The sequence below is a fragment of the Kitasatospora sp. NPDC059817 genome (genome assembly GCF_042731835.1).
Taxonomy (GTDB): Bacteria; Actinomycetota; Actinomycetes; order Streptomycetales; family Streptomycetaceae; genus Kitasatospora.
Genome location: NZ_JBHWIR010000190.1, coordinates 1 through 10,907, shown reverse-complemented (window position 1 = coordinate 10,907; position 10,907 = coordinate 1). Strand labels below are relative to the sequence as shown.

The window sequence follows — 10,907 nt, the reverse complement described above, 5'->3', positions numbered from 1 at the left end:
CGCCGCGCCGCCCCCGCCGCCCCGCCCCCCCCCCCGCGCCGCCGCGGGGGGCCCCCCCGGGGGGCCGGGGGGCCCCCCCCCCGCCGCGCACGGCTACGCCCCCACCACCCCGTCGATCGCCTCCCGCAGGAAGTCGGCGTGCCCGTTGTGCCGGGCGTACTCGTGGATCAGGTGCAGCATCACCAGCCGCAGCGACACGTCGGCGTCCCACCGGGCCTGGTACCCGGTGACGTCGAGGGTCTCGGCGGCGCGCTCGATGCGGCGCGCGTGTTCGACCTCGGCCTGCCAGACGGCGAAGGCCTCGGCCCGGCTGGCGCCGGTGGCGTCGTACGCGGCCTGGAAGTCGCCGTCCTGCGACCAGACCAGCGGAACGTCCTCGCCGTCGATCACCCTGCGGAACCAGGTGCGCTCCACCTCCGCCATGTGCCGGACCAGCCCGAGCAGGGTCAGGGTGGACGGCGGGCTGGAGCGCCGGCGCAGCTGCTCGTCGGTCAGGCCCTCGCACTTCAGGGCGAGGGTCGCCCGGTGGAAGTCCAGGAAGCCGCGCAGCATCTCGCGCTCGCCGCCGCTGAGCGGCGGTGCGGGGCGCTGGTCAGGGATGTTCACGGTGTCGCTCTCCTCAAACCCTCGGGAATCCTCGCGGACTGTAGCGAACCGGCCGTCCGCGCCCGGTAGCCGCCCCCGGTAGTGCGGCGGTGTTCTGAGCCCCCCGGGCCACCTCCGCGCCCCTTTCCCGCCCCGGACCGGGGTCCATCACGTACCGTGTTCGGATCACCACCGGTTTGGGTACGTACCTCGGCGCGCCCGACGGGCGCCGAGCACCGCGGTGCCGGTCACAGCGCCGCCACATCGTCACGCAGCACGTTCAGCGCCCCCGGTCCGGGGTCGTCACTCCACCGCCGAGACCGGGTACATCACACACCGGGAGACCGACCATCATGAGCCACGACCACATCCCCGCCCCCGTACGCCGGACCTACGGTGCCGGCGATCTGTCCCAGGCCGCGAGCTTCGCCGGTGGATTCATCAACTTCGGCTACTGGCAGGACATGGACCTCACCGCCCCGACGACCGAGGACCGGGTCCACAGCCAGGAACAGCTCTACCGCCGGGTCCTGCGGGAGTTCGCGGAGCCACGTGAGCGGCTGCGGCTGGCCGAGGTCGGCTGCGGGCGCGGGCTCGGCGCGGCGCTCGCCCTGCGCGAGTTCCGGTTCGGGGGCGTGACCGGCGTCGACATCCACCCCGACCAGATCGAGCGCGCCCGCGCCGTCAACGCCAAAGCCCTGGCCACCTACCCCGATCGGCTGGCCTACACCTTCGGATCGGCCAACCAACTCCCCTTCGCCGACGGCTCCCTGGACGGCGTCTACTCGGTCGAGGCCGCCCAGCACTTCCGCGAACTCACCGGCTTCGCCCGCGAGACCGCCCGCGTCCTACGCCCGGGCGGCCGGCTCGTCGTGACCACCTTCTTCGCCGCCGCCGGACCGGACATCACCGAGCGCCTGAGCATCCTCCTCGCCAGCTTCGCCGACGGCCTCGACGTCCCCCACCCCCTCGCCGCCTTCACCAGCGACCTCACCGCGGTCGGCTTCACCACCATCACCACCGAGTCCATCGGCGACGCCGTCTGGCCCGGCCTCGACCGCTACCTCACCGACGCCGTCCCTCCCGGTCACTGGAGCCGCAACTTCCTCCCCGCCTGGCGCAGCGGCCTCCTCGACTACCACGTCGTCACCGCCACCCGGCCCGGGCCGGCGGAAACGGCCCGCCAGTCGATCTGACGAGCCGTCCTGCCCCCCCCCCGGTACGTCGCGGGGCCCTGACGCCCCCTCCGCCGTCCGCTCCGGGCCCGGCGGGCGCCCGTCGGCCGCGACGCGCCGGATCAGCCGACCGCCGCCCCCACCCGCGGCGACGGCTCGGCCGCCGGGCCGGCCAGGGCCGCCAGCCGGCGCAGGCTGGCCCGGCGCTGGAGCGCGCCGAGGCCGACAGTCGCCGCGCCGAGGGCCAGCCAGCCGGCCGGACCGGCCGTCATCACCACGCCGGTGAGCAGCAGCGGGCCCACCGACTTCTGCACCGACTGGGCCATCCCGGCCACCCCCAGGTAGGAGGCCTGGGCCCCTGGGGGCGCCAGGACGACCGCCAGCTCCCAGGAGCTGACCGAGCGCATCAGCTCCGCCAGCGTGACGAGCATCGCCGCGGCCAGCAGCGCGAGCGAGGCCGTCCACGGCCCGCCGCCGGTGGCGAGCGCGGTCAGCAGGCAGCAGCCGAGCAGCGTCAGGCCGTACCAGCCCACCGCCGCGGCCGCCCCGCGCGGGCCCTGCGCCCGTGCCGAGACGCGCAGTTGCAGGAGCACCACGAGCACCGTGTTGAGGATCAGGAAGACCGGGACGACGGCGTGCGGCGCGCCGGTGTGGTGGACGAGCCAGAGCGGCAGGCCGACGTTGAGGATCGAGTCGTCCAGGTTCAGCGGCATGTCCAGCGCAACGAACAGCAGGTAGCCCCGGTCGCGCCAGGGGTTAGGGCGTGTCTTCAGGGCGGCGGCGGGCTCTTCCCCGGAGGCTGCGGCGACCAGGCCGCGCCCGGCCGGCTCCCGGGTGCGCCAGACCAGGACGGCGGCGAGGGCGAAGGAGAGTGCGTTGGCCACGATCAGCGCGCGGTAGGCGGTCGTGGTGCCCATCGCCAGGCCGATCGCCGCGATGCCCGCGCCGAGCGCGTACCCGGCGTTGGCCACGCTGCGGAACAGCGCCTGGTACGTGCCGCGCCGCTCGCCCGCGATCCGGGTGGCGAACAGCATCTCCAGGGTCTTGGCCGCGCGTTCGGCCAGACAGGTCAGGGCGACGGCGGGGAGCAGCGTGGCGAAGTCGTCGACGACCAGCAGCAGGCCCATCGTCCCGATCCGCAGCAGGTGGCACCCGATCAGCAGCCACCGCACCGGCAGCCGTTCGGCCGCCCGCCCGGCGAGCGGGGACCCGGCGATCCCCGCCGCCGCGCCCACGCCCAGCAGCACGCCGAGCTGCCGGGCGTCCATCCCGCACACGTAGGTGAAGTACAGCACCGAGGCCGCCGCCCACACCCCGCTCCCGGTCCGGTCGACGCACTGCGCCAGCAGCATGATCCGCGCGTCGCGCCCGCCCGGCGGCTTCCGCAGCTGCGCCATCAGTCCGTTCCCCCGCATGGCAGGCCCCCGTTGCATGATCGACATCAATCTCGACATCAAGATACTTCACGTCGAGATAGATGCGGAAGCCCCGGCCGCACACCCGCCGGGCCCCGGCCCAGCCCCCCGGGCTCCGGACCTCGACGGCGGGCGGGCGGTGCGCCACACTCTCCCCAGCAGCATCCGCGCTCCCAACGCACCGGCACGACGTCACGATCCACCGCCACATCGGAGAGCCACACGGTGACCACTCGTCAACTGCTGGAGATCGTCTTCTCGTCCGGCCGGGCCGGGTCCGGCCCTGCCACCTGGGGCCAACAGGCCATCTGGGACGTCCTGAGCCGGCTCACCCCGGCCGACGCGCCGCGCTACAACATCGCCGCGGCGGCGCCGCTCGACCCCGGGCTGCCGCTGCCCGCCCTGCTCGCCGGCCTGGAGGGGCTGCTCCACCTGCACGACTCGCTGCACACCCGCCTGGTGCCGGGCGAGGCCGGCCGGTTACACCAAGTGGTCGACGCCGAGGGCCGGTTGGAGGTGGAGGTGCGGCACTGCGCGGAGCCGGCCGATCCGGTCGAGGCGGGCGCGCGGCTGCACGAGGAGCTGGCGGCACTGCCGTTCGACACCGCCACCCAGTGGCCGATCCGGGTCGGCGTGGTGGAGGCGGGCGGGTCGGCCCGGTACGTGAGCCTGGTGCTCTCGCACACCGCGGTGGACGGCACGGGGATGAACCGCCTGGTGGCCGACCTGACCGCGCTCTGCCAGGGCACCTCGCCGGACGAACTGGCCAAGATCCGCGAGCCCGCCCAACAGCCGCTGGAGGAGGCGGAGTTCCAGGCCTCCGAGCGCGGTCGGCGGCGGGACGAGGGCGCCCGCAAACAGTTCCTGCGCAAGCTCCGGCTGGCCCCGGCCCGGCTGTTCCCCCCGCCCGGCGAGCCGGCCACGCCGGGCGCCAGGTTCCCGAACGCCGTCCTGCGCTCGCCCGCGCTGCCCCGCGCGGTGGACCAGGTGGCGGCCGCCCACCGGGTGACGTCCTCCTCGGTGCTGCTGGCGGCGACGGCGGCGATGACGGCCCGGCTGTCGGGCTCGACGGAGGCGGTGCTGAACGTCGTGGTGAACAACCGCTTCCTGCCCGAACTGACCAACGCGGTGAGCGTGGTCGCGGGCGACGGGCTGTTCCACCTCCCGGACGCCACCGCCGAGTTCAGGGACGTCGTCCGGCGCACGAACGCCGCCGCGATCGGCGCCTACCGCCACGCCTACTACGACAAGCTGCGACTGCAGGCCGAGATCGGGCGGCTCGCCGCCGAGGGCGTCCCGCTCGCGGACCGGTCCTGCATCTTCAACGACACCCGCGAGCTGGTCACCGCCTCCCCCGACACCGGGACGGGCGAGGAGACCACCCTGACCTGGCCGGTGGAGTTCGAGCCCCGCCCCGGCCTGACCTACGCCCTGGACGCCCTGCAGTCCCCGGGCGCACTGAGCCTGACCATGACGGCCGACCCCGCGGTGCTCCCGCGCCCGGCGATGGAGCGCTTCCTGTACGGGATCGAGGAGTTGATCCTCACCGAGGCCCGCACTCTCGGAGCAACCTAGGCGTGCCCCGAGACCGGAGGGCACCGTGTGATGCGCGGCGCCCTCCGCCGCCTCCCCGCCACCCGCCGCTCCCCCCGGGCCCGTTGGCCCCGCCGCTACGCTGGGCCCATGCGGATCCTCCTCCTCGGCGGCACCTCCTTCGTCGGCCGCGCGATCGCCGACGACGCCCTGCGCGGCGGCGCCGAGGTCGCCCTGTTCACCCGCGGCCGGACCAACCCCGGCCTCTTCCCCGCCGCCGCCCACCTGATCGGCGACCGCGACACCGGCGACTACACCGCCCTGCGCGGCGGCCGCTGGGACGCGGTGGTGGACGTCAGCGGCTACCGCCCCCGCCAGGTCGGCCAGGCCATGGACGCGCTCGGCGACCGGGTCGGCCGCTACCTGTTCATCTCCAGCCACGCGGTGTACGAGCGCGCCGGCCTCGCCCCCGGCTCGGACGAGTCCGCCCCGCGCCGCGCACCCCTGCGCGACGCCGAGCAGCTCACCGAGGAGACGTACGGCCGGCTCAAGGTCGCCTGCGAGGACGACGTCACCGCCCGCTACGGAGACCGGGCGACGATCGTGCGCCCCGGAAAGGTGGCCGGCCCCCACGACGAGCAGCGCGGGCTCACCTACTGGGCGCGCCGGGCCGCCCGGGGCGGGCGGATCGCGCTGCCGGGGCGGCCGGAGCAGCCCGTCCAGGTGGTCGACGTGCGCGACCTGGCCCGGCTGGTGGTCCGGCTGCTCCAGGACGGCCGGGCGGGCGCCTTCCACGCCGTCGGCCCGGCCGAACCGACCACGCTGGGTGGGCTGATCGCCACCTGCGCCGAGGTCGCGGGCGCCGAGGTGGAGGTCGTCCCGGTGCCGCCGGAGAGCGCGCCGCCACCGTTCTTCCCGCTGGTCCGGGCTGCGCCGCTCTGGACCGGACAGCAGCGCAGCGCCGCCCGGGCCAGGGCGGCCGGGCTGCCGGCGACCCCGCTCGCGGTCACCGCCGCCGACGTGCTCGCCTGGGACCGCGAGCGCGGCGAACCGCCCCTCGGCCACGGCTTCACGCCCGAGCAGGAGGCCCGGGTGCTGGCCGAAGCGACGGGGCCGAGGCCCTGAACGACCGCCAACCCTGCACAGCACGACCAGTCAGGACGGACTGCCGGACGGGCACCCCGTCCTGACCGGTTGTCAGTGTCACGCGCTATGGTCGGCCCCGAACGATCCCACCAGCACCTGCACAGCACCGCCAGGGGGCACCATGACCGCGCACCGCACCACCGCGCACAGCGCCGGCCCGCGCACCACCCCGCTCGACGCACCGCTCGACACCCCGCTCGCCGCGTCGCTCAGCACCGCCGATCTCGTCGACGGCTGGCGGCGGGTGGGCGTCCGCGAGGGCATGGCGATGATCGTGCACTCCTCGCTCTCCAGCCTCGGCCGGGTCGACGGCGGCGCCGCGGCCGTGGTGGCCAGCCTGCGCGAGGCGGTCGGGCCCGGCGGCACGGTCGCGGTGCCCACCTTCACCACCGCCGTCGTCCGGGACCCGGCACCGGAGCACACCGGCCTGCCGAGCCCCGAGGTCGCCGAACGGCGCGCCGCCGTCCCGCTGTTCCACCCCGGTCTCCCCTCCCCGATGGGCGCCGTACCGGAGGCGCTGCGCGCGCTGTCGGAGAGCCTGCGCAGCACGCATCCGCAGGCCTCGGTCGCCGCGGTCGGGGCGCACGCCCGCGAGGTCACCGCCCGCCGCTCGCTGGGCTTCGCGGTCGGCCGCGAGTCGCCCTTCGGCGCACTGCACGACCTCGGCGGGTACGTGCTGCTGATCGGTGTCGGGCACAACCGCAACACCTTCCTGCACTACGCCGAGACCTTCGCGCCCAACCGCCGCCTCAAGCTCCGGCGCTTCCCGATGGCGATCCAGGGCGAGCGGGTCTGGATCGAGGCGCCCGACGTGGGCGACGACAACGACACCCACTTCCCGGTCGTGGGAAAGGAGTTCGAGGAGCGGGCGGGCATCCGCGAGGTGCTGGTCGGCAACGCGCCCTGCCGGCTGATCCCGGTCCGGGAGCTCATACCCTTCGCCGTCCGCCGTCTCACCGAGCTGCTGGCGGCGGACGGCCTCGGAGCGGCGTAGCCCGATCGACCGCCCGCTTCCTCAAGCGGCCGACCGGACCACGCCCGTCACCAGGTCACCAGATCACCAGGTCACATCCGGGGGCTCAACGCACCCAGACCTCAACGCTCCTCGTCGTGCAGCGAGTTGGTCTCCTGGATCTTCTTCCAGGACTTCGGCTCCGCCGGCAGCTGCCCGTCGGCCTGTCCCGCGCCCGCACCCGGCGCGAGCGAGGCCGCCGCTGCGGCCGGCGCCGGCCCGACGGCCGGCTTCGAGGCCGTGAACAGCCAGGTGGCGAAGAGGTCCCCGAGCTTCTTCCCGGAGACCTTCTCGGCGTACGCCTGGAACTCCGGGACGGAGGCGTTGCCGTAGCGGCGCTCGGTGGGCCAGCCCTTCAGGATCTGGAAGAACTTGTCGTCCCCGACGGCGTTGCGCAGCGCCTGGATGGCCACCGCGCCCCGGTCGTAGACGGCGTTCGCGAACTGGTTGGCGGCGCCCGGGTCGCCCGGCTTGACGGTCCAGAAGGGGTCGTCGGCCGGGTGCGAGGCGTAGACGTAGTCGGCGATTTCCTGCGCCGTGCCCTCGTCCTCGTGCTCGGACCAGAGGAACTGCGAGTACCGGGCGAAGCCCTCGTTCAGCCAGATGTCGCTCCAGTGCGAGACCGAGACGCTGTCGCCGTACCACTGGTGGGCCAGCTCGTGCACGACGACGGAGGTGTTGGAGCCGCGCGCGAACTGCCGGGGGCTGTAGAAGACCCGGGTCTGGGTCTCCAGGGCGAAGCCGGTCTTGACGTTGGGCACGTAGCCGCCGACCGAGCTGAACGGGTAGTCGCCGAAGTAGCCGCTCAGCCAGTCGACGATCTCGCCGGTGCGCTCGACGCTGGCCTTGGCCGCGTCGGTGTTCTCGCCGAGGTCCTTGCTGTACGCGTTGTAGACGGGCAGCCCGCTCGGTGTGCTGTCGGTCGTGACGTCGAACTTGCCGACCGCGAGGGTGGCCAGGTAGGTCGCCTGCGGCTTGTTCTCACGCCAGCTGTAGCGGGTCCAGCCGGCCTGCGAGACGGCGCCGGCCAGGATGCCGTTGCTGATCACCTGGTTGCCGTCCGGCACCTGGACCGAGACGTCGAAGGTGGCCTTGTCGCTCGGGTGGTCGTTGCTCGGGAACCACCACCACGCCGACTCGGGCTCACCGGCGGCCACCGCGCCGTCCGGCGTGCGCAGCCAGGCGGTGAAGCCGTACTTCTTCACGGTGGACGGGACGCCCTTGTAGCGGACCACCACGGTGGCCTGGCTGCCCTTGGCGAGCGGCCGGGCGGGCGTGACCTCCAGCTCCTGCTCCCCGCTGGTGGCGAAGGTCGCCGGACGTCCGTTGACCCGGACCTCCTGGACGTTCAGCGCGAAGTCCAGGTTGAAGCGGGAGAGGTTCTCGGTCGCCGTGGCGAGGATGGTGGTGGTGCCCTCCAGTTCGTCGGTGGCGGGCTGGTATTTCAGCCGGATGTCGTAGTGCGAGACGCGGTACCCGCCGTTCCCGTAGGTCGGGTAGTACGGGTCTCCGATGCCGGCCGCGCCGGGTTGGAAGTCGGCCGCCGAGGCGGGGACGGCCAGGAACAGGCTCAGGGCGCTGGCAGCAGAGACGATCAGCCTCTTGCGCACGTGGTCCTCCAGGGTCACTGGGACGATGGGTCGGATCGATCCATGTCCCGGTGGCTCCCGGTCCACTCCCCAATTGTGAGATGTTCATGAAAAGAAACAGGCCGACATGGCGCCGCCGCGACACCGCCACACACCCCGGGGACCCCCTGCGCCCCACCCGCCCCTCACACCCCGGCCTCTCACCCGCCACCCCCTCGCCTCCCGCCCCCCTCACCCGCCGAGCGTCACCGGCGCCCGCACCAGCGAGCCGTACTCCGTCCACGAGCCGTCGTAGTTCTTCACGTGCGGGTACCCCAGCAGCTCGGTGAGCGCGAACCAGGTGTGCGCCGACCGTTCGCCGATCCGGCAGTACGCGATCACCTCGCGCTCCGGTTCCACACCCTTCCCCCCGTACAGCGCCCGCAGTTCCTCCGCCGAGCGGAACGACCCGTCGTCGTTGGCCGCCTGCGACCAGGGGACGTTCACCGCGCCGGGGATGTGCCCGGGCACCTGCGCCTGCTCCTGCGGCAGGTGCGGCGGCGCGATCAGCTCGCCCCGGTACTCGGCGGGCGAGCGGACGTCGACCAGCACCGCGTCCGAGCCGGGCTTGGCGAACAGCTCGGCCTTGCCGAGCACTTCGTCCCGCAGCGCCCGCAGCTCCGGGCGCTCGGGCCCGGTCAGCCGGTAGGCGGTGTGCTGGTAGTCCATCACCTCTTCGGTGAGCCCGCGCCCCTCCAGCTCCCACTTCTTGCGCCCGCCGTCCAGCAGCCGCACGGGCCCGAAGCCGCGCAGCCGCAGCAGCCAGTAGGCGTACGCGGCGAACCAGTTGTTGTTGCCCCCGTAGAGCACCACGGTGGTGTCGTCCTCCACGCCGGCCGCCCGCAGCAGGTGCTGGACGCCCTCCCGGTCGGCGTAGTCGCGGCCGACCTGGCTGTGCAGGTCGGTGGTCCAGTTCCAGCCGATCGCGCCGGGGATGTGGTCCCGGTCGTAGGCGGTGGTGTCCTCGTCCACCTCGACGACCCGGATCGTCCCGTCGTCCAGGTGGTGGGCCAGCCACTCGGTACCGACCAGCGCCTCGGGGTGTGCGTAGCCGTTGCCGGTCATCCCAGGCCCTCCTTCGCTCTGCCCAGGCTTTCGGCGCCCGACCAGGGGCACAGCGAGCCGCACACGGGCACGGCGGGGCGCCGGCGACCGGGCCGGACAGTTCGACGCTACGCCGACCGCCCGGCCCGGGCCACCCCGCTCAGGAGAAGATCACGGAGCGCAGCTTCAGCCGGTCGCCGAGCTTCTTGCCGGGGTTCATGACGTAGTAGACGTCGCCCTCGCAGTCGAAGTCCAGGAACACCGTCGCCGTCGAGCGGGTGAGGTTCTCCGGCGCGAAGGCCGGGTCCGCCTCGGTGGCCCCGAACAGGTTGATGCACTCGCGGCTCTCCGGGTCCGCGAGCCCGGCCGGCACGCCGGGGAGGCGGCCGACCTTGTAGAGGAAGTCGCCGACGGCGGCGTTGGCCGAGGTCGGAACCGCGAGGATGAGGGCGACGGCGCTGGCGACGGCGAGTGCGGTGTTGCGGAGACGCATGATTGATGGCCTTTCAGGAGGTACCTGGCGGTACCTGATGCATTGATGCGAGATCACCCTAGAGGCCAAAAATCAGCAGAAACGGTTCTCCCAATCCACTCTTTCGGGTGGTTTAAGCGGCAAAGCCGCGACTTTCGCCGGAAGCCACCACCCGCACCCGCCGCCCCGCGCCCGCACTCAGTTCGCCGGGGCCGAGAAGGAGTACCCCTGGTCGACCAGCACCGGCAGGTACGCCTTCAGCGCCGCCACCGTCTGTGACCGGTCGCCGCCGCCGTCGTGGTTGAGCACGATCGACCCGGGCCGGACGTTCTTGAGGATCCGCTCGGTGATCACCGAGGTCCCTGGCGTGGCCCAGTCCTCCGGGTCCACCGTCCAGCCCATCGGCCGCATCCCGAGTTCGGTGGTCACCCTGATCGCGACCGGCGACCAGTCCCCGCCGGGCGCGCGGAACCAGGACGGCTGGCGCCCGGTGGTCCGGTACAGCAGGTCGGAGGTGCGCTCCAGCTCGTCCCGCACCGCCTCGTCGGACATGTGCCGCAGGTCGGGGTGGGTCCAGGTGTGGTTGCCGATGTGGTGGCCGTGGTCCGCGATCTCCCGCACCAGCCCGGTGTTCTCGACGGCGCACTCGCCGACCAGGAAGAAGGTCGCCCGGATCCCGTACTGCTGGAGCAGCGCCAGGACGGTCGGCGTGTACCGGGGATCCGGCCCGTCGTCGATGGTGAGCCCCACCACCCGTTGGCCCGGGTCGAGTTGGTTGACCGGCTTGGCCTCCTCCTCCGTGAGCCGCCGGCGGGCGGGCATCGGCGGCGGGGCGGCGGCGGGTGCCGGCGGGGCCAGGGCGGCCTGCGGGGGCGCGGCGGAGGCGGCGGCCTGGGC

The 10,907-nt window shown here is 73.6% G+C and carries 10 protein-coding genes; 4 read left to right on the top strand and 6 right to left on the bottom strand.

Features of this window, described 5'->3' with window-relative positions:
- Positions 1–93 precede the first annotated feature (93 nt).
- Positions 94–552, bottom strand: coding sequence for a DinB family protein (locus tag ACFV61_RS29505; protein WP_380494916.1), 459 nt, complete (start codon positions 550–552; stop codon positions 94–96).
- A gap of 386 nt (positions 553–938) precedes the next feature.
- Here ACFV61_RS29505 and ACFV61_RS29500 point away from each other — a divergent pair, with 386 nt between their 5' ends.
- Positions 939–1,781: a class I SAM-dependent methyltransferase gene (locus ACFV61_RS29500; RefSeq protein ID WP_380494908.1), complete on the top strand. Its 843-nt coding sequence runs from the start codon at positions 939–941 to the stop codon at positions 1,779–1,781.
- Positions 1,782–1,882: 101 nt separating this feature from the next.
- Here ACFV61_RS29500 and ACFV61_RS29495 read toward each other — a convergent pair whose 3' ends face one another.
- The gene (locus tag ACFV61_RS29495; protein ID WP_380494906.1) at positions 1,883–3,157 is read right to left on the bottom strand and encodes an MFS transporter; all 1,275 of its coding nucleotides are present in this window, start codon (positions 3,155–3,157) and stop codon (positions 1,883–1,885) included.
- Positions 3,158–3,400: 243 nt separating this feature from the next.
- Here ACFV61_RS29495 and ACFV61_RS29490 point away from each other — a divergent pair, with 243 nt between their 5' ends.
- The 3 genes from ACFV61_RS29490 (at position 3,401) to ACFV61_RS29480 (ending at position 6,848) form a co-directional block, all read left to right on the top strand.
- Positions 3,401–4,750 carry a condensation domain-containing protein gene (locus ACFV61_RS29490; RefSeq protein ID WP_380494904.1) on the top strand — a complete coding sequence of 450 codons (1,350 nt, stop codon included), beginning with the start codon at positions 3,401–3,403 and terminating at the stop codon, positions 4,748–4,750.
- A gap of 108 nt (positions 4,751–4,858) precedes the next feature.
- Complete coding sequence (locus ACFV61_RS29485; RefSeq protein ID WP_380494902.1) at positions 4,859–5,833, top strand: NAD-dependent epimerase/dehydratase family protein; 975 nt, start codon at positions 4,859–4,861, stop codon at positions 5,831–5,833.
- A gap of 142 nt (positions 5,834–5,975) precedes the next feature.
- Positions 5,976–6,848: an aminoglycoside N(3)-acetyltransferase gene (locus ACFV61_RS29480; protein ID WP_380494899.1), complete on the top strand. Its 873-nt coding sequence runs from the start codon at positions 5,976–5,978 to the stop codon at positions 6,846–6,848.
- 101 nt (positions 6,849–6,949) lie between these two features.
- On the opposite strand, the gene ACFV61_RS29475 is transcribed toward ACFV61_RS29480, so the two are convergent.
- From ACFV61_RS29475 to ACFV61_RS29460, 4 genes are all read right to left on the bottom strand, one after another.
- Complete coding sequence (locus ACFV61_RS29475) at positions 6,950–8,476, bottom strand: M1 family metallopeptidase (RefSeq protein WP_380494897.1); 1,527 nt, start codon at positions 8,474–8,476, stop codon at positions 6,950–6,952.
- Positions 8,477–8,686: 210 nt separating this feature from the next.
- A complete protein-coding gene (locus ACFV61_RS29470) occupies positions 8,687–9,559 on the bottom strand; it encodes a sulfurtransferase (protein ID WP_063346426.1) in 873 nt (290 codons plus the stop codon).
- Positions 9,560–9,698: 139 nt separating this feature from the next.
- On the bottom strand, positions 9,699–10,031 hold the full coding sequence (locus tag ACFV61_RS29465) for a hypothetical protein (RefSeq protein ID WP_380427633.1): 333 nt from the start codon (positions 10,029–10,031) through the stop codon (positions 9,699–9,701).
- Positions 10,032–10,208: 177 nt separating this feature from the next.
- On the bottom strand, positions 10,209–10,907 hold a 699-nt coding region (locus ACFV61_RS29460; protein WP_380494895.1), incomplete at its 5' end, for a polysaccharide deacetylase family protein.

Bases quoted from the DNA above. Each gene is read 5' to 3' on its own strand.
- ACFV61_RS29505 (WP_380494916.1), bottom strand. From the start codon at position 552: ATGCTGCGCGGCTTCCTGGACTTCCACCGGGCGACCCTCGCCCTGAAG.
- ACFV61_RS29500 (WP_380494908.1), top strand. From the start codon at position 939: ATGAGCCACGACCACATCCCCGCCCCCGTACGCCGGACCTACGGTGCC.
- ACFV61_RS29495 (WP_380494906.1), bottom strand. From the start codon at position 3,157: ATGGCGCAGCTGCGGAAGCCGCCGGGCGGGCGCGACGCGCGGATCATG.
- ACFV61_RS29485 (WP_380494902.1), top strand. From the start codon at position 4,859: ATGCGGATCCTCCTCCTCGGCGGCACCTCCTTCGTCGGCCGCGCGATC.
- ACFV61_RS29480 (WP_380494899.1), top strand. From the start codon at position 5,976: ATGACCGCGCACCGCACCACCGCGCACAGCGCCGGCCCGCGCACCACC.
- ACFV61_RS29470 (WP_063346426.1), bottom strand. From the start codon at position 9,559: ATGACCGGCAACGGCTACGCACACCCCGAGGCGCTGGTCGGTACCGAG.
- ACFV61_RS29465 (WP_380427633.1), bottom strand. From the start codon at position 10,031: ATGCGTCTCCGCAACACCGCACTCGCCGTCGCCAGCGCCGTCGCCCTC.